Annotated in this window: 19 protein-coding genes; 15 read left to right on the forward strand and 4 right to left on the reverse strand. The window is 62.1% G+C overall.

The window, feature by feature from the left end; all coding sequences use genetic code 11:
• Positions 1-49 precede the first annotated feature (49 nt).
• The 5 genes from BV82_RS06085 to purT all read left to right on the forward strand — a co-directional run bounded on the left by BV82_RS06085 (position 50) and on the right by purT (position 3,230).
• The gene (locus BV82_RS06085) at positions 50-649 is read left to right on the forward strand and encodes a CoA pyrophosphatase (RefSeq protein WP_010220257.1); all 600 of its coding nucleotides are present in this window, start codon (positions 50-52) and stop codon (positions 647-649) included.
• A 43-nt stretch (positions 650-692) separates the two neighbouring features.
• Positions 693-1,217, forward strand: coding sequence for a gamma carbonic anhydrase family protein (locus tag BV82_RS06090; RefSeq protein ID WP_010220256.1), 525 nt, complete (start codon positions 693-695; stop codon positions 1,215-1,217).
• Positions 1,217-1,420 carry a DUF1289 domain-containing protein gene (locus BV82_RS06095; protein ID WP_010220255.1) on the forward strand — a complete coding sequence of 68 codons (204 nt, stop codon included), beginning with the start codon at positions 1,217-1,219 and terminating at the stop codon, positions 1,418-1,420. The genes BV82_RS06090 and BV82_RS06095 overlap by 1 nt, the downstream gene beginning before the upstream one ends.
• Before the next feature lie 63 nt (positions 1,421-1,483).
• Positions 1,484-1,951: a preQ0 transporter gene (locus tag BV82_RS06100; protein WP_036994024.1), complete on the forward strand. Its 468-nt coding sequence runs from the start codon at positions 1,484-1,486 to the stop codon at positions 1,949-1,951.
• A gap of 97 nt (positions 1,952-2,048) precedes the next feature.
• A complete protein-coding gene (purT, locus tag BV82_RS06105) occupies positions 2,049-3,230 on the forward strand; it encodes a formate-dependent phosphoribosylglycinamide formyltransferase (RefSeq protein WP_010220253.1) in 1,182 nt (393 codons plus the stop codon).
• A gap of 91 nt (positions 3,231-3,321) precedes the next feature.
• On the opposite strand, the gene BV82_RS06110 is transcribed toward purT, so the two are convergent.
• The 3 genes from BV82_RS06110 to BV82_RS06120 form a co-directional block, all read right to left on the reverse strand.
• On the reverse strand, positions 3,322-4,626 hold the full coding sequence (locus BV82_RS06110; protein ID WP_010220252.1) for an MFS transporter: 1,305 nt from the start codon (positions 4,624-4,626) through the stop codon (positions 3,322-3,324).
• A gap of 264 nt (positions 4,627-4,890) precedes the next feature.
• A complete protein-coding gene (locus BV82_RS06115; protein WP_036994025.1) occupies positions 4,891-6,102 on the reverse strand; it encodes a transporter associated domain-containing protein in 1,212 nt (403 codons plus the stop codon).
• A gap of 13 nt (positions 6,103-6,115) precedes the next feature.
• Positions 6,116-6,928 (reverse strand): cytochrome C assembly family protein, encoded by an 813-nt coding sequence (locus BV82_RS06120; RefSeq protein ID WP_010220249.1) that lies wholly within the window; start codon positions 6,926-6,928, stop codon positions 6,116-6,118.
• 196 nt (positions 6,929-7,124) lie between these two features.
• On the opposite strand from BV82_RS06120, the gene ffh reads away from it, so the two are divergent.
• The 6 genes from ffh (at position 7,125) to BV82_RS06150 (ending at position 11,184) form a co-directional block, all read left to right on the forward strand.
• Positions 7,125-8,501 (forward strand): signal recognition particle protein, encoded by a 1,377-nt coding sequence (gene ffh, locus BV82_RS06125; RefSeq protein WP_010220248.1) that lies wholly within the window; start codon positions 7,125-7,127, stop codon positions 8,499-8,501.
• A 238-nt stretch (positions 8,502-8,739) separates the two neighbouring features.
• Positions 8,740-8,991 (forward strand): 30S ribosomal protein S16, encoded by a 252-nt coding sequence (gene rpsP / locus BV82_RS06130; RefSeq protein ID WP_010220247.1) that lies wholly within the window; start codon positions 8,740-8,742, stop codon positions 8,989-8,991.
• A 5-nt stretch (positions 8,992-8,996) separates the two neighbouring features.
• A complete protein-coding gene (rimM, locus tag BV82_RS06135; protein ID WP_036994028.1) occupies positions 8,997-9,533 on the forward strand; it encodes a ribosome maturation factor RimM in 537 nt (178 codons plus the stop codon).
• A 3-nt stretch (positions 9,534-9,536) separates the two neighbouring features.
• On the forward strand, positions 9,537-10,289 hold the full coding sequence (trmD, locus tag BV82_RS06140; protein ID WP_010220245.1) for a tRNA (guanosine(37)-N1)-methyltransferase TrmD: 753 nt from the start codon (positions 9,537-9,539) through the stop codon (positions 10,287-10,289).
• 42 nt (positions 10,290-10,331) lie between these two features.
• On the forward strand, positions 10,332-10,682 hold the full coding sequence (rplS, locus tag BV82_RS06145; protein WP_010220244.1) for a 50S ribosomal protein L19: 351 nt from the start codon (positions 10,332-10,334) through the stop codon (positions 10,680-10,682).
• 94 nt (positions 10,683-10,776) lie between these two features.
• Complete coding sequence (locus BV82_RS06150; RefSeq protein ID WP_010220243.1) at positions 10,777-11,184, forward strand: acyl-CoA thioesterase; 408 nt, start codon at positions 10,777-10,779, stop codon at positions 11,182-11,184.
• Between the two features lie 136 nt (positions 11,185-11,320).
• Here the strand turns inward: BV82_RS06150 and BV82_RS06155 are convergent, their stop codons facing one another.
• Positions 11,321-13,123, reverse strand: a complete 1,803-nt coding sequence (locus BV82_RS06155) for a cation:proton antiporter (protein ID WP_036994031.1) — start codon at positions 13,121-13,123, stop codon at positions 11,321-11,323.
• A 76-nt stretch (positions 13,124-13,199) separates the two neighbouring features.
• On the opposite strand from BV82_RS06155, the gene xerD reads away from it, so the two are divergent.
• The 4 genes from xerD (at position 13,200) to BV82_RS06175 (ending at position 19,412) form a co-directional block, all read left to right on the forward strand.
• Positions 13,200-14,096 carry a site-specific tyrosine recombinase XerD gene (gene xerD / locus BV82_RS06160; RefSeq protein ID WP_010220239.1) on the forward strand — a complete coding sequence of 299 codons (897 nt, stop codon included), beginning with the start codon at positions 13,200-13,202 and terminating at the stop codon, positions 14,094-14,096.
• A gap of 105 nt (positions 14,097-14,201) precedes the next feature.
• On the forward strand, positions 14,202-18,575 hold the full coding sequence (locus tag BV82_RS06165) for an RHS repeat-associated core domain-containing protein (RefSeq protein WP_244993532.1): 4,374 nt from the start codon (positions 14,202-14,204) through the stop codon (positions 18,573-18,575).
• Complete coding sequence (locus BV82_RS06170; protein ID WP_051636699.1) at positions 18,572-19,030, forward strand: hypothetical protein; 459 nt, start codon at positions 18,572-18,574, stop codon at positions 19,028-19,030. Before BV82_RS06165 ends, BV82_RS06170 begins: the two co-directional genes overlap by 4 nt.
• A 79-nt stretch (positions 19,031-19,109) precedes the next feature.
• On the forward strand, positions 19,110-19,412 hold the full coding sequence (locus BV82_RS06175) for a hypothetical protein (RefSeq protein ID WP_145997584.1): 303 nt from the start codon (positions 19,110-19,112) through the stop codon (positions 19,410-19,412).
• The last annotated feature ends 57 nt before the right edge of the window (positions 19,413-19,469 follow it).

Raw genomic sequence — 19,469 nt, forward strand, 5'->3', positions numbered from 1 at the left:
GCGGCTTTGGTGCATCATGCAGGACAGGCTTTGGAATCGAGAGAGAGCAATGCTGGACGAGCTACTTCGCCGCGTGAGCAGTCATACGCCGAGTACCCTGGAGACGGACCGACGTTTTCCCGAGGCCGCTGTGTTATTGCCCATCACCCGCAGCGAAGAGCCGGAACTGGTGTTGACCCTGCGCGCCAAGGGGCTGTCGACCCACGGTGGCGAGGTTGCCTTCCCGGGCGGTCGCCGTGACCCGGAAGACCCCGACCTGATCTTCACCGCCCTGCGTGAAGCCGAAGAAGAGATCGGCCTGCCGCCAGGCCTGGTGGAAATCATCGGTCCGCTGAGCCCGCTGATCTCCCTGCACGGCCTGAAGGTCACGCCTTTCGTTGGCCTGATCCCGGATTTTGTCGAGTACCAGGCCAACGATGCCGAGATCGCCGCGGTGTTTACCGTACCGCTGGAGTTCTTCCGCCAGGACCCGCGCGACCATACCCACCGAATCGATTACCAGGGCCGTAGCTGGTACGTGCCCAGCTACCGCTACGGCGAGTACAAGATCTGGGGCCTGTCGGCAATCATGATCGTCGAGCTGGTCAACTTGCTTTACGATGCCAACATCAGCCTGCATCAGCCACCTGAACGTTTCACCCCCATTTGAGCGGGTGCACCCGCCAGCCACGCCGCACCGTGAGGAACCACGCATGAAATACCGTCTGGGCGACCTGCGGGTCGAAACCCATCCGCGCAGCTGGGTTGCGCCGACCGCCACGCTGATCGGCAAGGTCCGCCTGCAGGCGGGCGCCAACGTCTGGTTCGGCGCGGTGTTGCGCGGCGACAACGAGCTGATCGATATCGGCGAGAACAGCAACGTCCAGGATGGCACGGTGATGCACACCGACATGGGCTCGCCGCTGACCTTGGGCAAGGGCGTGACCGTCGGTCACAACGCCATGCTCCACGGCTGCACGGTCGATGATTACAGCCTGATCGGCATCAACGCGGTGATCCTCAACGGTGCACGCATCGGCAAGTACTGCATCATCGGCGCCAATGCGCTGATCCCCGAGGGCAAGGAGATTCCCGACGGCTCGCTGGTCATGGGCTCGCCGGGCAAGGTGGTGCGCGAACTGAGCGACGCGCAGAAGAAAATGCTCGAAGCCAGCGCCGCGCACTATGTGCACAATGCCGAGCGCTATGCCAGCGACCTGGCACCCCAGGAGGATTGATGAGCAGCCCTGAACGTCCGGTTGCCTCGCCTTGCGTGCAGATCTGCGCGCTGGACGACGCTGATATCTGCACCGGCTGCCAGCGCAGCGCCGCTGAAATCACTCGCTGGGGGCGGATGGACAACAGCGAGCGCCGCCAGGTGCTCACGCTGTGCCATGAGCGGGCAGTCGCCGCCGGGCTGGTCTTCAGCGTCGGCGCGTGATCCGCCCCTTGGCCGCCGGCAGTCGCTGCAGTACCCTGTAGCGCTTGCCCAGCGGTCGATCCCATGTTCTTTCTGATTGCCTATATCAGCAGCGTAGTGCTGATCAACTACGCCTTCTCCAGTGCCCCGCACCTGGACGTCATCTGGTCCGCCTGGGGCGGGCTGGTGTTCATCCTCCGTGACATGGTCCAGACCCGCTTCGGCCACGGCGCGCTGATTGCCATGCTGGCGGCCCTGGTGCTGTCCTATATCACCTCGGAGCCGGCCATCGCCCTGGCCAGTGCCACAGCCTTTGCCGTGTCCGAATGCATCGACTGGCTGGTGTTCACCCTGACCAAGCGGCCGTTGCATGATCGCCTGTGGTTGAGCTCGGCGCTGAGTATCCCGATCGACACCTTTATCTTCTTCGGCATGATCGGCGCCCTGACCCCGGCTGTGGTCGGCACCGCCCTGGCGTCGAAATTCGCCGGGGTTACCGTGGTTTGGCTGGCCATGGCCTGGCGCGCGCGCAAGCGGGTGGTCACCGGCTGAGGCCGACGGCCACGGTTCATGTAAAATGGCGCTCCTTTTCACCGGGTTGCACCGAGTACGGGGCGGCCCAGGATGTTCTTCCCTCTGAGGACCTGAAATGACCCGTATCGGAACCCCATTGTCGCCGACCGCGACCCGCGTACTGCTTTGTGGCTGCGGCGAGCTGGGCAAGGAAGTGGTGATCGAGCTGCAACGCCTGGGTGTTGAAGTGATTGCCGTGGACCGTTACGCCAATGCCCCGGCCATGCAGGTGGCTCATCGCAGCCATGTGATCAACATGCTCGACGGCGCCGCCCTGCGGGCCGTGATCGAAGCCGAGAAGCCGCACTACATCGTCCCGGAAATCGAAGCCATCGCCACCGCGACCCTGGTCGAACTGGAAAACGAAGGCTTCACCGTGGTGCCGACCGCACGTGCCGCGCAATTGACCATGAACCGCGAAGGCATCCGTCGCCTGGCCGCCGAAGAGCTGGACCTGCCGACCTCGCCGTATCATTTTGCCGATACCTTCGAGGAGTACTCCAAGGCCGTCGAAGACCTGGGTTTCCCGTGCGTGGTCAAGCCGGTAATGAGCTCGTCGGGCAAGGGCCAGAGCCTGCTGCGCAGCGCTGACGATGTGCGCAAGGCCTGGGACTACGCCCAGGAAGGCGGGCGTGCCGGCAAGGGCCGGGTGATCATCGAAGGCTTTATCGATTTCGACTACGAAATCACCCTGCTGACCGTTCGTCATGTCGGCGGCACCACCTTCTGCGCGCCGGTCGGTCATCGCCAGGAAAAGGGCGATTACCAAGAATCCTGGCAGCCGCAAGCCATGAGCCCGGTGGCCCTGGCCGAGTCCGAGCGGGTGGCCAAGGCGGTGACCGAGGCGCTGGGTGGCCGTGGCCTGTTCGGGGTCGAGCTGTTCGTCAAAGGCGATCAGGTGTGGTTCAGCGAAGTCTCGCCGCGCCCGCACGACACCGGTCTGGTGACCCTGATTTCCCAGGACCTGTCGCAGTTCGCCCTGCATGCGCGAGCAATCCTGGGCTTGCCGATCCCGCTGATCCGCCAGTTCGGCCCGTCGGCTTCGGCGGTGATTCTGGTGGAAGGCCAGTCGCAGCAGACCGCGTTCGCCAACCTGGGCGCCGCCCTGAGCGAGCCGGATACCGCCATTCGCCTGTTCGGCAAGCCTGAGGTCAACGGCCAGCGGCGCATGGGCGTGTGCCTGGCCCGTGACGAGTCGATCGAAGCCGCCCGGGCCAAGGCGACCCGTGCTTCGCAGGCGGTCACGGTAGAGTTCTAAACCCAAGGCCGGCTCCCACCATGGATCTGCATTGCGCGAACCCTGTGGGAGCTGGCCTTGCCAGCGATGGGCTGCGCAGCAGCCCCGCTTGTCAAAGCTCCGAGTGCCGCGTCTCTTTCAGGCACAGCACCGCAATCAGGCTCAATACAGCCGCCGCCGACACATACCCGCCGACCCAGCTCAGGCCGCCCATGGCCACCAGCTTCTGGGCAAAGAACGGCGCCGCCGAGGCCCCGACAATCCCGCCCAGGTTATAGGCTGCCGACGCCCCGGTGTAACGCACGTGGGTCGGAAACAGCTCAGGCAGCAGCGCCCCCATCGGCGCGAAAGTCACGCCCATCAAGAACAGCTCGATAGCCAGGAACAGCGCCACGCCGGTGGTCGATCCCGAGGTCAGCAGCGGCTCCATGGTAAAGCCCGAGGCAATCGCCAGCACGCCGCCGACAATCAGCACCGGCTTGCGCCCGTAGCGGTCGCTGAGCCAGGCCGACAGTGGCGTGGCCAGGGCCATGAACAGTACCGCGAAGCACAGCAGGCCGAGGAAGGTCTCGCGGCTGTAACCCAGGGTCGAGACGCCATAGCTGAGCGAGAACACCGTCGAGATGTAGAACAGCGCATAGCACACCACCATGGCCGCAGCGCCCAGCAGGGTCGGGGCCCAGTATTGGGCGAACAACTCGACCACCGGCATTTTCACCCGCTCGTGACGGGCCACGGCCTTGGCGAAGATCGGGGTTTCTTCCAGCTTCAGGCGCACATACAGGCCGACGATGACCAGGACGGCACTGAGCAGGAACGGGACGCGCCAGCCCCAGCTGCGAAACTGCTCGTCGCTCAGGACCATGGCCAGGGTCAGGAACAGGCCGTTGGCCGCCAGAAAACCGATGGACGGGCCCAGTTGCGGGAACATGCCGAACCAGGCGCGCTTGCCTTTGGGCGCGTTCTCGGTGGCCAGCAGGGCCGCGCCGCCCCATTCGCCGCCCAGGCCCAGGCCTTGGCCGAAGCGCAATACACAGAGCAGGATCGGCGCCCAGGCACCAATGCTGTCGTAGCCGGGCAGTACGCCGATCAGGGTGGTGCAGACACCCATCAGCAGCAGCGAGGCCACCAGGGTCGACTTACGCCCGATGCGGTCGCCGAAGTGGCCGAACAGCGCCGAGCCCAGGGGCCGGGCGAGGAAGGCGATACCGAAGGTCAGGAATGCCGAGAGCATCTGCGCGGTGCCGGAGGTCTGCGGAAAGAACACCGGACCGATTACCAGCGCGGCTGCGGTGGCGTACACGTAGAAGTCGTAGAACTCGATGGCAGTGCCGATGAAGCTGGCGGTGGCGACCCGCGCCGGCGAATTGCCGGGGCTGGCCTGGGCGGTTTCGGAGTAGGTGCTGCTGGTTGTCATACGATTATCCCTGACAGTCGAATGCTCCATGGGCATGGCCCCAACCTGTTTGAACAGGCAGGCAAAGGCGCGCGCCGAAGCGAATTGTTATGGTCGCGTGGCTGAACATACGCCTTTTTGGGATAGGGGCGGGCGCGGGCAAGGTTCGGGGTGTGAACCAGTACCGCTATTGCGCGCAATGTGCAGCCAGGCTGACGGGCCGTGTGACGCCGGTGCGGGTAGCGGGCGAGACGGCTGGGGCTGGGTAAGCGAGCCTCAGTATAGCTAGCGCTTGAGCGTCCAGACCAGTATGCGACTGGCACAATTGTCCTCGGTTTCGAGGATCTCCAGGCGATAACGGCCGATTTTCAGGCATACCGCGCTTTCCGGGATGCTTTCCAGGGCTTCGGTGACCAGGCCGTTGAGGGTTTTTGGACCGTCGCTGGGCAAGTGCCAGCCCAGGGTGCGATTGAGCTCGCGGATCGACACGTTGCCTTCGATGACGAAGCGTCCGTCGGCCTGGGGGTGGATGTGCGGGTTGTCGAGGCTGTGCTCGTCTTCGAATTCGCCGACGATTTCTTCGAGGATGTCTTCCAGGGTAACGATACCGAGCACTTCACCGTACTCGTCGACCACCACCCCCAGGCGCCGCTGCTGCTTGTGGAAATTCAGCAATTGCAGCTGCAGCGGGGTGCTTTCCGGCACGAAGTAGGGTTCGTAGCAGGCCGCTTGCAGCGTTTCGCGGGTCAGCTCGGCATTGGGCAGCAGGTGGCTGATCTGCTTGGTGTTGAGGATCGCTTCAACCTGGTTGATGTCGCTGTGGTAGACCGGCAGGCGGGTGTGGCGGCTGATGATCAACTGCTCGATGATCGCCTCGATCGGCTCATCGAGGTTGATGCCGTCAACATCGTTGCGCGGCACCAGGATGTCGTTGACGGTGATCTTGTCCAGCGCCAGCAGGCTTTCGGGCAGGTTCAGGCGCTGTTCGGTGTCAGGCGCATCGGTGTCATAGCGGTCGGCAGCGTCGTTGTCGTGCACCGCCACGGCATGGCTTTGTACGCGAAACGGGCGCAGCAGTAGGCGCGCGCAGCCATCGAGCAGCCAGGCCAGGGGTTGCAGCAGCTTGAGCGGCGCCTTGAGCAGGCTGTTGCCCAGGCCGATAAAGGCCTGGGGGTTGCGCCGGGCCAGTTGCCGCGGCAGGTATTCGGCGACGATCAGCAGCACGGCTGCGGCGCCCAGGCCGGCCAGCCAGAAGCCATGTTCGCCGCTGTAGCGCTGGCCCATCAGGCAGGCCAGGGCCAGCACCAGCAGTTTGCCCAGGGTCGAGCACAGCACCAGGGCCTGGGGGGGGACGGCAAGTTCCGGGTGTTCGCCGCTCTGGGCGTTGCGCCGTGCGCCGTTCAGCTGCTGGGCGGTGTCCACCGCAGTGAACAGCGCCGACCAGAGCAGTGCCAGTGCCAATACGCCGAGTAGCGGTCCTAACGGCAGAGCGTCCATTTACCTGTGCCCGTCAGATATGCAGGATGAATTCGCGTACCAGCTTGCTGCCGAAATAGGCCAGCATCAGCAGGCAGAAACCGGCCAGAGTCCAGCGAATCGCCTTGTGCCCGCGCCAGCCCAGGCGCGTACGGCCCCACAGCAGCACGCTGAAGACGATCCAGGCCAGGCAAGCCAGCAGGGTCTTGTGCACCAGGTGCTGGGCGAACAGGTTGTCAAGGAACAGCCAGCCGGAAATCAGCGACAGCGACAGCAGGCCCCAGCCAGCCCAGAGGAAGCCGAACAGCAGGCTTTCCATGGTCTGCAGCGGCGGGAAGTTCTTGATCAGCCCGGACGGGTGCTTGTGCTTGAGCTGGTGATCCTGCAACAGCAGCAGCAAGGACTGGACCACGGCGATGGTGAACATGCCGTAGGCCAGGATCGACAGCAGGATATGGGCGAGGATGCCCGGCTCTTCGTTGATCAGCGGTACCGTGCCGGACGGCGCAAACTGGGCGATCAGGGCCGTGGCGGTGCCTAGCGGGAACAGCAACAGCAGCAGGTTCTCCACCGGGATGCGCAGGCAGGCCAGCAAGGTCAGGGCGATCACCGCCGTGGCAATCAGGCTGGCGGCGCTGAAGAAGTCCAGGCTCAGGCCCAGGGGCGTGAGCAACTGCCAGAACAGCGCGGTGCCCTGGGCAATGACCGCCAGCGCGCCAAGCAGGCCGAGCAGGCGTTTGTCGGCCTTGGTGCCCTGGGCCAGGCGTGAGCCTTGATAGAAGGTCGCGGCGGCATACAGGCAGGCGGCGATGAGATTGGGTAGCAAGCTGGGTGACAAGGGGAGCATAAGTCCTGTTAGGCAAGCCCGAAAGGGACTGAGTTTGGCATAGATCGCGCCCGCCTAGGAAGACTGCCAGCCGACGGCATGGTGTGCGCTGGGCCAAGTCTTCGTTATAATCGCCGGCCTGCCCCTGCCCAAGGCCGGCCGAATACGCCAGAGGCAGCTGATAAACCTCGGTTCTACAGAGCCCGAAAGGATCACCATGTTTGAAAACCTGACCGACCGTCTGTCACAGACGCTGCGCCATGTCACCGGCAAGGCCAAGCTGACCGAAGACAACATCAAAGACACCCTGCGCGAAGTGCGCATGGCGTTGCTCGAGGCTGACGTCGCCCTGCCGGTGGTCAAGGATTTCGTCAACAAGGTCAAGGAGCGTGCGGTCGGCACCGAAGTGTCACGCAGCCTGACCCCGGGCCAGGCGTTCGTGAAGATCGTCCAGGCCGAGCTCGAAGGCCTGATGGGCGCCGCCAACGAAGACCTGGCGCTCAACGCCGCGCCGCCTGCGGTGGTGCTGATGGCTGGTCTGCAGGGCGCGGGCAAGACCACCACCGCCGGTAAGCTGGCGCGCTTCCTTAAAGAGCGCAAGAAGAAGACCGTGATGGTGGTGTCGGCCGACGTCTACCGTCCGGCGGCGATCAAGCAGCTGGAAACCCTGGCGGGCGACATCGGCGTGACCTTCTTCCCGTCCGATATCAGCCAGAAGCCAGTGGCCATCGCTGAAGCGGCGATCCGCGAGGCCAAGCTCAAGTTCATCGACGTGGTCATCGTCGACACCGCCGGTCGTCTGCACATCGACGCCGAAATGATGACCGAGATCAAGGACCTGCACGCCGCGGTCAAGCCGATCGAGACACTGTTCGTGGTCGACGCCATGACCGGCCAGGACGCCGCCAACACCGCCAAGGCGTTTGGCGATGCGCTGCCGCTGACCGGTGTGATCCTCACCAAGGTCGACGGTGATGCCCGTGGCGGTGCCGCGCTGTCGGTGCGTGCGATTACCGGTAAGCCGATCAAGTTCATCGGTATGGGCGAGAAGAGCGATGCGCTCGAACCGTTCCACCCGGACCGCATCGCCTCGCGCATCCTCGGTATGGGCGACGTGCTCAGCCTGATCGAGCAGGCCGAGCAGACCCTCGACAAGGAAAAGGCCGACAAGCTGGCCAAGAAGCTGAAGAAGGGCAAGGGCTTCGACCTCGAAGACTTCCGTGACCAGCTGCAACAAATGAAGAACATGGGTGGCCTGGGCGGCCTGATGGACAAGCTGCCGAGTATCGGCGGCGTCAACCTGGCCCAGATGGGCAGCGCCCAGGGCGCCGCCGAGAAGCAGTTCAAGCAGATGGAAGCGATCATCAACTCGATGACCCCGGCCGAGCGCCGCGACCCTGACCTGATCAGCGGTTCGCGCAAACGCCGTATCGCCCTCGGTTCCGGCACCCAGGTGCAGGACATCGGCCGTCTGATCAAGCAGCACAAGCAGATGCAGAAGATGATGAAGAAGTTTTCTGCCAAAGGCGGCATGGCCAAGATGATGCGCGGCCTGGGTGGCATGATGCCCGGCGGCGGCATGCCCAAGCTGTAACCCCATTCGGATCGGCGGCCTGGAAACGGGCCGACGATCGGAACCCCGCCTCGGCGGGAACGCCGCAGCCTTTATATAAAGGCTGCACAAACCGCAGATCGGCAGGCTGGCCTTTTTACCCGGCGTAAAAAGGCATTTGCAAAAGTCCGTGTATTCCTTGAGAATATGCGGCCTTTCGGGCACCCGTGTGCCCGCTGTGCATTATGATTTGCAGCACCGACTACAGGAACGATGTTCAATGCTAACCATCCGTCTTGCCCGTGGTGGCTCTAAAAAGCGCCCATTCTACACCCTGACCGTGACCGACTCGCGTAACCCGGTTACCGGTTCGCACATCGAGCAGGTTGGTTTCTTCAACCCTATCGCTCGTGGCCAGGAAGTTCGCCTGTCCGTTAAAGAAGACCGCGTTGCTCACTGGCTGAGCGTTGGCGCACAGCCGTCTGAGCGCGTTGCTCAGCTGCTGAAGGAAGCTGCCAAGGCTGCTGCCTGAACAGTATGAACGCGACGCCAGAAAATGCAGATGACCTGATCGTCGTCGGCAAGATTTTTTCGGTTCACGGCGTTCGCGGCGAGGTGAAGGTCTTTTCCTTTACCGATCCGATTGAAAACCTGTTGGATTACCGTCACTGGACGCTTCGGCACGAAGGGAAGGTAAAACAGGTCGAGCTGGTCAGTGGCCGTTCCACTCAAAAGGACCTGGTCGCCAAGCTCAAAGGCCTCGATGATCGTGATGAAGCCCGTCTTCTGAGCGGTTATGAGATTTGTATCTCGCGTAGCCTTTTGCCCAACCTGTCTGCTGACGAGTACTACTGGTACCAGTTGGTGGGTCTGAAAGTCATCAATCAGGACGAACAGCTGTTCGGCAAGATTGATCACCTGTTGGAGACCGGCGCGAACGATGTAATGGTGGTCAAGCCCTGCGCGGGCAGCCTGGATGATCGAGAACGCCTGTTGCCCTATACCGAGCAATGCGTGTTGAAGATCGACCTGGATGCAGGCGAAATGAGGGTCGAATGGGATGCGGACTTCTAAGCAATGGCCAGCCTGCGCGTAGACGTCATCACGCTGTTCCCCGAGATGTTCTCGGCCATCAGTGAGTACGGCATTACCAGCCGCGCGGTGAAACAGGGGTTGTTGCAACTGACCTGCTGGAACCCGCGGGACTACACCACAGATCGTCACCATACGGTGGATGATCGGCCGTTTGGCGGTGGTCCGGGCATGGTGATGAAGATCAAGCCTCTGGAAGACGCCCTGGTGAGTGCCAGGCAGGCAACCGGAGAGGCGGCGAAGGTGATTTACCTGAGCCCACAAGGCCGCAAGCTGACCCAGTCGGCGGTCAAAGACCTGGCGAAGCATGAATCGTTGATTCTGATAGCCGGTCGATATGAAGGCATCGACGAGCGCTTTATTGAAGCTCATGTCGATGAAGAGTGGTCGATTGGAGACTATGTCCTGTCTGGCGGCGAGCTGCCGGCGATGGTCCTGATCGATGCGGTTACACGACTGCTGCCTGGAGCTTTAGGGCATGCGGACTCGGCGGAGGAAGACTCCTTCACCGATGGTCTGCTGGATTGCCCGCATTACACCCGACCTGAGGTGTATGCGGATCAGCGTGTTCCCGACGTGTTGCTTAGTGGCAACCATGCACACATCCGGCGATGGCGTTTACAGCAGTCCCTTGGGCGGACCTATGAACGACGCGCCGATCTTCTGGAAAGTCGCTCACTTTCTGGAGAAGAGAAGAAGCTGCTCGAGGAGTACCTCCGAGAGCGGGACGATAGTTAACGTATCGATGGTAGATCCGACGATTTACCTTAGGAGCACAGCATGACCAACAAAATCATTCAGCAGATCGAAGCTGAGCAGATGTCCAAAGAGATCCCGACCTTTGCCCCGGGCGACACCATCGTCGTTCAGGTGAAAGTGAAGGAAGGCGATCGTTCGCGTCTGCAGGCTTTCGAAGGCGTTGTAATCGCCAAGCGTAACCGTGGTCTGAACAGTGCTTTCACTGTTCGCAAGATCTCCAACGGTGTTGGCGTTGAGCGTACTTTCCAGACCTACAGCCCGCAAATCGACAGCCTGGCCGTGAAACGTCGTGGTGACGTGCGTAAAGCCAAGCTGTACTACCTGCGCGACCTGTCCGGTAAAGCCGCTCGCATCAAGGAAAAACTGTCCTGAGGACAGCTTGACCGGTGGCTGCGGCCACCATGCGAAAAAAGCAGCCTTCGGGCTGCTTTTTTGTTGTCTGAATTTTGTCGTCCTATGTGAAGCCATGAGCCCCAGAGAGCAGGAAATCGAACGCCGCACCGAACTGTCGGTGACCCGCGTGACCAAGGCGGTATTCCCGTCCACCACCAACCACCACAACACCCTGTTCGGCGGCACCGCGCTGGCCTGGATGGACGAAGTGTCGTTCATCGCCGCCACGCGTTTCTGCCGCTTGCCGCTGGTGACCGTGTCGACCGACCGCATCGACTTCAAGCACCCGATTGCCGCAGGTTCCATCGTCGAACTGGTCGGGCGGGTAGCGACTGTGGGTAACACCAGCCTCAAGGTCGAGGTCGAGGTGTTTGTCGAAAGCATGAGCTGTGACAGCCGCGAGAAGGCCATTCACGGCCTGTTCAGCTTTGTCGCCATTGATGAAGACAAGCGCCCGGTGCCGGTGTTGCCCGGGTTCTGACGTCAGCAGGTCAGGCCTCATCGCCGGCAGGGCCGGCTCCCACCGTTAACCAGATGACAGACAGTTGTTCCCACAATGGATCGGCTTGCACCGGCCCCTGTGGGAGCTGGCCTTGCCAGCGATGAGGCCCTTGAGGTTAGCCTTGATCTGGTTGAATCAACGCCACCAACGTCCACCCAGGCCCAGGTTTCAGCGCAGTGTCCGGCCCGAACACATGCACCCAGCCACTGCCATCGCGGGCAAACAGCAGGTTCGCCCGCTCGCCATGCAGCGCCTGATAATCGGTCCAGCCAAAGGCCTCGGTCAGGTTGGTGCTATACAGCTCGGCACCTTTGTTCAGTAAGCCGGCCAACTGCCCGTAGGTCAGCGGCTGGTTCCCCAGCGTCTGCCCGCGATGTTCATCACTGGCCCGGTGCTTGTCGCTGCGCTTGGCCTCCAGGCCGCTGGCCAGGACGAACAGCCGCTGTGCGCCAAAGTCATGGCGAAAGCGGGTGCAGGCCAGGGTATTGAGCTCGCCTGCAGGTGACAGCCCCAGCAGATGGCCCAGCCCGACCAGGTCCAGGTGGGCATCGGCATGTTGCGAAGCCGGGTGGCCAAAGTAAGTCGGCAAGCCCTCCATGCGTGCGGCGCGGATGTTCTCCCAGCTGGAGTCAGCCAGCAACACTCGGCAATCGAGTTGCTGCAGGGCCTTGGCCACGGCGCGGGCCGGCGGGTTGGCGCCGACGATCAGAAAGCCGCTGGGCGCGGGTTCGGCGACCTTGAGCAGGCGCGCCAATGGTCGCGAGGTGGCGCTCTGCAGCACCACGGTGCCGATGATCACCGCGAAGGTCAGCGGCACCAGCAGCAGGGCGCCTTCATGCCCGGCTTGATCCAGGCGAATGGCAAAAATCGCCGATACCGCCGCCGCTACAATGCCGCGCGGGGCGATCCAGGCGAGCAGGGCGCGTTCACGCCAGTTCAGGTGCGAGCCCGCAGTCGACAGCGCGACGTTCAAGGGGCGGGCAATGAACTGGATGATCAGTAACAAGGCCAGTACCGCCGGGCCCAAGCCAATCAAGGCATCGAGGTCCAGGCGTGCGGCCAGGAGGATGAACAGCCCGGAGATCAGCAGCACGCTGAGGTTCTCCTTGAAGTGCAGGATCTGCCGGACATCCACCCCTTTCATATTGGCCAGCCACATGCCCATGAGGGTGACCGCCAACAGCCCGGACTCATGCATCACCTGGTTGGCGGCAATGAAGATCCCCAGCACCGCCGCCAACGAAGCCAGATTGTGCAAATACTCGGGCAACCACTGGTGACGCATTACCTGGCCCAGCAGCCAGCCGCCGGCCACACCGAAAGCGCTACCGCAGACAATCACCCCGGCAAAGGTAACCAGGCTATGGCTCAGGCCATCACCGGCGGCGCTGGCAATGATGAAGCTGTAGACCACTACCGCCAGCAGTGCGCCGATCGGGTCGATGACGATGCCTTCCCAGCGCAGGATGTTGGCGATGGCCGCTTTCGGTCGCACCACCCGCAGCATCGGGACGATCACCGTCGGCCCGGTGACCAGGGTCAGGGTGCCGAACAGGGTCGCCAGCAGCCAGTCGAAATCCAGCAGCCAGTGGGTCGCGAGGGTGATCACCAGCCAGGTCGATAGCGCGCCGAGGGTGACCATGCGCTGCACTACGCTGCCGATGTCTTGCCACTGCGACAGGTGCAGGGTCAGGCTGCCTTCGAACAGGATCAGCGCCACTGCCAGTGATACCAGTGGCATCAACAGCGGGCCGAACAGTTCCTGTGGGGCGAGCCAGCCGAGCACGGGGCCGGCGAGAATGCCGCTGAGCAGCAGGAAAAGGATTGCCGGCAGCTTCAGGCGCCAGGCCAGCCATTGGCAGCACAGCGCCGCCAGACCTATCCCGCCAAATGCCAGCAATATCTGTTGTTCGTTCATTCGGGCTCCCTATGCCGGCAGTGTTATGGAAGACTAGCGGCAATTCTTCGTTTTCGTCGCCTGCCGCAGAGTTGTCATGCCCGCTATTGAACATCCGCTTATCGATCAGTTTCTTGACGCCCTATGGCTGGAAAAGGGCCTGGCCGACAACACCCGCGATGCCTACCGCAGCGACCTGGCGCTGTTCAACGGCTGGCTCAAGGAGCAGGGCGTCGAGTTGCCCAATGCCGGGCGCGAACTGATCCTCGATCACCTGGCCTGGCGCCTGGAACAGGGCTACAAGCCGCGTTCGACGGCACGCTTTCTCTCCGGTGTGCGAGGATTTTATCGCTACTTGCTGCGGGAAAAGCTGATCGGCCTCGACCCGACCCTGCAGGTGGAAATGCCGCAACTGGGTCGGCCGTTGCCCAAATCCCTGTCGGAAGCCGACGTCGAGGCGTTGTTGCAGGCGCCGGACCTGAGCGAGCCGATCGGCCAGCGCGACCGCGCCATGCTCGAAGTGCTGTACGCCTGTGGCTTGCGCGTCACCGAACTGGTCAGCCTGACCCTGGACCAGGTCAACCTGCGTCAGGGCGTGCTGCGGGTGATGGGCAAGGGCAGCAAGGAGCGCCTGGTACCCATGGGTGAAGAGGCGGTGGTGTGGATCGAGCGCTACCTGCGTGACGGGCGTAACGAGCTGCTCGGTGGGCGCCCCAGCGATGTGTTGTTTCCCAGCCAGCGCGGTGAGCAAATGACCCGCCAGACCTTCTGGCACCGCATCAAGCACCAGGCGCTGGTGGCCGGTATCGACAAGAGCCTGTCGCCGCACACCCTGCGCCATGCCTTTGCCACGCACTTGCTCAACCACGGCGCCGACCTGCGGGTGGTGCAAATGCTGCTGGGCCATAGCGACCTGTCGACCACCCAGATCTACACCCATGTGGCCAGGGCGCGGCTGCAGGAACTACACGCTTTGCATCACCCCCGGGGTTGACGCTCGGGCGATCATCCAGCAGATTCCGACACCTCAAACGCTCGATATGGAAATCAAGCATGACCAGGTTCAAGTGCCCTGTAGCCGTGCCGTTGCAGGTCAGTAATGTCTGACGCCTTGTGGGCCGCACGCCAGGGCGACGCCCTGATGCACACCTCGATGATGGCCGACATCGTCAGCGGCGTGCTGGAGGTGGCCGCCAACGTCGCCATCGGCGTCCTGGCCACCGCCGCGGTGACTGCGGCACTGGGCCTGACCGTGGCCACCGGTGGCTTGGGTTGCTTCGTGCTCGGCGCGGTGGTGGGCATCGTGGTCGGCGTGGCCATGAGCAAGACCGGGGCCGACAAAGGCTTGAGCAGTTTATGCGAGGGCATCGGCAACTTTTTGTTCCCGCCCTCGGTGCAGGCCAACATCCTCACCGGCTCGAAGAACACCCACACCAATGGCAAGCCGGCCGCCCGCGCCGCCGGTGTCATCGTTGCCGCCGCGGCGCCCGCCGGCAGTGATGCCGCTCAGCCGCCGGCCGAGGAGGAGGAAGAAAGCTTCCTCGACATGGCCAAGGGTTTTTTCTCGCAGATGTGGCGGCCCACCGTCGCCAGCCCGGCGCCGAACACCGAGCCTGCCGACGACGACAAGATCCTCTGCAGCAAGCACCCGCCGATGCCGCCGCAGTACCTGGCCGAAGGTTCGAGCAAGGTCACCATCAACGGCCATCCGGCCTGCCGCAGCGGCGATCGCAGCACCTGCGAGGCGGTGATCGTCGACGCCGGGCTGATCTCCGATAACGTGCGCATCGGCGGCGGCTCGATCGTGGTCCGCGAGATTCGCAGCGGCAAGACCCCGGGCATCGGCCTGGCGATTACCGCCTTGATGATGCTGCGCGGGCGCGGCGGCAAGTTCTACAGCAAGTTCGGCTGCATGGCGATTGGCGGCATTGCCAGCGCCGTCACCAGCCAGGTGACCGGCGCGATCACCAGCGCTATTGCCGGCTCACCCAACCCGGTGCATGTACCCACCGGGGCGAAGATTCTCAGCGGCGAGGAAGAACTCGATTTCGGCCTGCCGGGGCTGATCCCGTTGGACTGGCAACGCTACTACAACAACCGGGATGAGCGCCGCGACGGCCTGTTCGGTGCTGGCTGGAGCGTCGATTACGAAGTCTTCGTCGCCATCGAAGCGCATCCTGAAGGCGGCGAGCGCCTGCTGTTCACCGACGAACAGGCGCGGGTCGTCGACATGGGCAACATTCCCCGGGGTGATGCGGTATTCAGTGCCGGCGAAGGCCTGAGCGTGCGGCGCGCGCACAATGGCGAGTTGCTGATCGAAAGCGTCGACGGCCTCTATCGCCTGTTCCAGCCAACCCCGGGCGACCCGCAGCGCCTGCGCCTGGCGCAACTGGGTGACCGCAACGACAACCGCATCTACCTAGACTACGACACCAACGGCCGCTTGCTCAGGCTGCGCGATACCTTCGATGTGGTCCGGGTGCAGTTGGTTTACAGCAGCCAATGGCCAGCCCGGGTCAGCCATATCGAGCGATGGTACAGCGACGAGTCGAACGAGCTGCTGGTTAGCTATGCCTATGACAGCAACGGCGACCTGGCGGAAGTGCGCGACGCCAGCGGCCAGCTGCAACGGCGCTTCGCCTATGACCAGGGCCGGCGCATGGTCGAGCACCAGTTGCCCAGCGGCCTGCGCTGCTTCTACGAATGGACTCGTGCTGCAGACGACTGGCGCGTGGCCCGGCACTGGACCGACGACGGCGACGAATACCGCTTCGACTACGACCTTGAAGCCGGCATCACCCGGGTCACCGACGGCCTGCAGCGGGTCAGCAGCCGCCACTGGAACCCGCAGTACCAGATCACCCAGTACACCGACGCCCTCGGCCACACCTGGCATTTCGAGTGGAACGACGAACGCCAGCTGCTGGCCGCTACCGACCCGCAGGGCGGGCAATGGCAGTATCTGTACGATGAATCCGGCAACCTCTGCGAAAGCATCGACCCACTGGGTCGCAGCGAGGCGACCCAATGGCTGGAACACTGGTCGCTGCCCCGGGTACAGACCGACAAGGCCGGCAAGCGCTGGAGCTATCGCTACGATCAACGCGGCAACTGCAGCAGCGAAACCGACCCGCTGGGCCACACCACTCGCTACCGCCATGACGAACGCGGCCAGGTGGTGGAGATCATCGATGCGGCGGGCAAGCACAAGCACCTGCGCTGGAACGAATTGGGCCTGCTGATTGAGCAGGTCGATTGCTCAGAGTATCCGACCCGCTTCAGCTATGACCGGCGCGGGCATCTGCAGGCTGTCACCGATGCCCTCGGCGAACGCACCGAGTATCAACACGACTCGAAGGGCCGCCTGCTCGGTTCGCAACTGCCGGACGGGCGCAACCAGCACTATCAGCATGATCGCAACGGCCAGCTCAGCAGCTATACCGACCCCGCCGGGCACACTACCCAGTACCGCTATAACCGGCGTGGTCAGGTGCATCAGCGCATCGACCCGCATGGTCGGCGGGTGCAGTTCAGTTATGACGCCTACGGCCGCCTACAGGCGCTAAGCAACGAAAATGGCGAGAGCTACAGGTTCAGCTGGGACCTGGCTGATCGCCTGGCTGAACAGCAGGACCTGGACGGTAGCGCAAGCCGCTATCACTACGACCGGCTGGATAACCTCAGTTGCGTTGAGTACCTCCCCACCCCGCGAGGCGGTGCTGAAGCGATCATCCATCAATTGCACCGGGACGCCGTCGGGCGCTTGATCAAAAAGCACACCGACGATGGCGAAACCCTGTACAGCTACGATCCTCTCGATCAACTGACGGCCATCAGCTTCACCGACAATGCGGGCAACACCGAACAGCTGGCGTTCGCTTACGACGCCCTTGGCCAACTGCTGGAGGAACACAGCGCCAGCGGAGTGCTGCAGCATCACTACGACGAACTCGGCAACCTGATCCAGACCCAGCTGCCCGATGGTCGCTGGCTCAACCGCCTGTACTACGGCAGCGGTCATCTGCACCAGCTCAACCTCGACGGCAAGGTGATCAGCGACTTCGAGCGCGACCGCCTGCACCGCGAAGTGCTGCGCAGCCAGGGCCGTATCAGCACCCGCAGCGAGTACGACCGCTGCGGCCGTTTGCGCTCGCGCCTGCGCCGCCCAAGCCACCAACCGCCACAACTACCGGCTCAGGTACAGCAACGCTTCGATTTCGATCCGGCAGACAACCTGATCAGCCGCTACAACCAGCAGCCCGGCAGCCAGTACCAGCAATTGCTGCACTACGATGCCAGCGGGCGGATCATGGCCAGCCAGGACGCCGGCCAGGGCCAAAGTGAAGCCTTCGCCTACGACGCCGCCGCCAACCTGCTCGATGGGCCGCAAGCCGGCATCGGCCTGGTGCGCCATAACCGCGTGCTCACCTACCAGGACAAACGCTATCGCTACGACGGCTTCGGCCGCCTGATCGAGAAACGCAGCAGCCGGCGTGGCATCCAGCACTTCAGCTACGACGCCGAGCACCGCCTGATCCAGGTGCGCAGCCAGCACGGTGGGCGCGAACGGGTACTGAACATGCGCTACGACCCGCTGGGGCGGCGTATCGAAAAGAGCGAGCACGACGATCAGGGCAATCTGCTCGACCAGACCCGCTTTGCCTGGGATGGCCTGCGCTTGCTGAAGGAGCATCGATACAGCCAGACCAGCCTGTACCTGTATGTTGAAGGCAGTCACGAGCCATTGGCGCGGGTTGACGGCACGGGGCTGCACCAACAGGTGCGCTACTACCATAACGATCTCAATGGCCTGCCCGAACAGCTGACGGATGACAGTGGCGAAGCAGTCTGGCAGGCGCGGTATCAGGTCTGGGGCAATACCCTGCAGGAAGTGCGTGAGGCGCATTTCATCGAGGAACAGAACCTCAGGTTCCAGGGCCAGTACCTGGACCGTGAGACGGGCCTGCACTACAACACGTTCCGGTTTTATGACCCGGATATCGGGCGGTTCACGCAGCCGGATCCGGTAGGGCTTGAGGGCGGGCTGAATCTATACTATTACGCGCTTAATCCTTTTACCTGGCTTGACCCGCTCGGTTTGACCAGTTGCGGCACTCCGAGGAAGTCCGCGAATCCGTCAAAAGTCATTAATGATCTTAAGGCATTCAGCGGTAGGCGTTTCCGTTTCGGCGGTAATACATTCAAACTTGACAAGAGTGGCATGAAGCATATTCTTGAGCGTCATCATCCTAAATACTGGGATGGCTCAGTCAAGGCGCGTCAAAGTTTCCTGTCTCCGAAATTATCGATCAAAGATGTTTCGAATGTTGTTCGCGATGTCATGAGGCAGAATAGAGGTGTGTTGGTCGGTAAGGGTGCTGTTGGTAAGTATCAGATCAGTGGTACTTCTGGGGGCGTAGAGTACGTGGTAGGGCTTAATAACGGCAGAGTAGGGCAATTGTATCCAAAATGAAGAATAGAATTATTATTGAAACCTATGTGAAGACGGGTGAACGGTTTTCCGACTTCTTCGAATATCAAGGAGGATTCAATGGTCAGGCGTCTATCGAAGGGGCGCTGGTTCTTACGATTGATGGCACACCGCTTATTGACAAAAGCATGTTTGATTACGTCGATGACCTGTGGAGCTATTTGTCAGAAGGATTGCTACAGGTCAGTGAAGGCAAATCGTTTAGCTGTTTTTTTCCTGACCAGCCCATCGAAGTCAAGCTGACCCCCAGCAACGGTCGACTGCAGGTGAGCGTCACCTGCCACAGTGAGGTTTCTGTTGCAGTCGATAAAGATGAGTTTGTCAGGGTCATGAGCGAGCACGCACGCAAATTTTTCACCCGGTTGCAGGCGATAGAGCCTGGCGCCAAAGGTACGTGCGACTACGCATTGGGACACCTGAACAAGATTCGTCGGTAAATGTCGATCAATGGAGCCTGCCGCACTAGTGGTGTTAACCCATAAGGGGCTCGCAGGAGAGCTTGTTGAGACCGATAGAATGGAAAAGAGCGTCGAAGTCAAAATTCATTGGGTTGGGGATCAGTTCGGCGGAAAACGCGTCCTCCCTCACGAAACACTCTGCTATGTTATGACCGAGTTGCTTAAAGGGGCGTCAGGGGTAGAGGCGAACTGGAGCCTGGTGTTGCAAGTAGAGGGTAATGCCGAGTTTTGCGGCAACAGAGTCGGTTTTGGTAAAGCTTGGTTTCTCACGAAAGACGCGCCATTTTATCTCCTGAAGAAAGGGTATTCATTGGCTGTGCATGAGGGATCAAAGTTAATTGCGACACTTGAGGTGATTTGACATTGTTGTCTTTTCTTACCCAACTAAAGAAACGACACCCCGGCCCCCAAGGCGCGT

Source organism: Pseudomonas donghuensis (assembly GCF_000696345.2).
In the GTDB taxonomy this organism is placed as follows: Bacteria; Pseudomonadota; Gammaproteobacteria; order Pseudomonadales; family Pseudomonadaceae; genus Aquipseudomonas; species Aquipseudomonas donghuensis.

What these genes read in the sequence shown, in the direction of transcription:
- BV82_RS06115 (WP_036994025.1), bottom strand. Translation starts at nt 6,102, where the DNA reads ATGGACGCTCTGCCGTTAGGACCGCTACTCGGCGTATTGGCACTGGCA.
- BV82_RS06090 (WP_010220256.1), top strand. Translation starts at nt 693, where the DNA reads ATGAAATACCGTCTGGGCGACCTGCGGGTCGAAACCCATCCGCGCAGC.
- purT (WP_010220253.1), top strand. Translation starts at nt 2,049, where the DNA reads ATGACCCGTATCGGAACCCCATTGTCGCCGACCGCGACCCGCGTACTG.
- BV82_RS06110 (WP_010220252.1), bottom strand. Translation starts at nt 4,626, where the DNA reads ATGACAACCAGCAGCACCTACTCCGAAACCGCCCAGGCCAGCCCCGGC.
- BV82_RS06100 (WP_036994024.1), top strand. Translation starts at nt 1,484, where the DNA reads ATGTTCTTTCTGATTGCCTATATCAGCAGCGTAGTGCTGATCAACTAC.
- BV82_RS06150 (WP_010220243.1), top strand. Translation starts at nt 10,777, where the DNA reads ATGAGCCCCAGAGAGCAGGAAATCGAACGCCGCACCGAACTGTCGGTG.
- rimM (WP_036994028.1), top strand. Translation starts at nt 8,997, where the DNA reads ATGAACGCGACGCCAGAAAATGCAGATGACCTGATCGTCGTCGGCAAG.
- trmD (WP_010220245.1), top strand. Translation starts at nt 9,537, where the DNA reads ATGGCCAGCCTGCGCGTAGACGTCATCACGCTGTTCCCCGAGATGTTC.
- xerD (WP_010220239.1), top strand. Translation starts at nt 13,200, where the DNA reads ATGCCCGCTATTGAACATCCGCTTATCGATCAGTTTCTTGACGCCCTA.
- BV82_RS06085 (WP_010220257.1), top strand. Translation starts at nt 50, where the DNA reads ATGCTGGACGAGCTACTTCGCCGCGTGAGCAGTCATACGCCGAGTACC.
- BV82_RS06175 (WP_145997584.1), top strand. Translation starts at nt 19,110, where the DNA reads ATGGAAAAGAGCGTCGAAGTCAAAATTCATTGGGTTGGGGATCAGTTC.
- BV82_RS06165 (WP_244993532.1), top strand. Translation starts at nt 14,202, where the DNA reads ATGTCTGACGCCTTGTGGGCCGCACGCCAGGGCGACGCCCTGATGCAC.
- BV82_RS06170 (WP_051636699.1), top strand. Translation starts at nt 18,572, where the DNA reads ATGAAGAATAGAATTATTATTGAAACCTATGTGAAGACGGGTGAACGG.
- ffh (WP_010220248.1), top strand. Translation starts at nt 7,125, where the DNA reads ATGTTTGAAAACCTGACCGACCGTCTGTCACAGACGCTGCGCCATGTC.
- BV82_RS06095 (WP_010220255.1), top strand. Translation starts at nt 1,217, where the DNA reads ATGAGCAGCCCTGAACGTCCGGTTGCCTCGCCTTGCGTGCAGATCTGC.
- BV82_RS06155 (WP_036994031.1), bottom strand. Translation starts at nt 13,123, where the DNA reads ATGAACGAACAACAGATATTGCTGGCATTTGGCGGGATAGGTCTGGCG.
- BV82_RS06120 (WP_010220249.1), bottom strand. Translation starts at nt 6,928, where the DNA reads ATGCTCCCCTTGTCACCCAGCTTGCTACCCAATCTCATCGCCGCCTGC.
- rpsP (WP_010220247.1), top strand. Translation starts at nt 8,740, where the DNA reads ATGCTAACCATCCGTCTTGCCCGTGGTGGCTCTAAAAAGCGCCCATTC.
- rplS (WP_010220244.1), top strand. Translation starts at nt 10,332, where the DNA reads ATGACCAACAAAATCATTCAGCAGATCGAAGCTGAGCAGATGTCCAAA.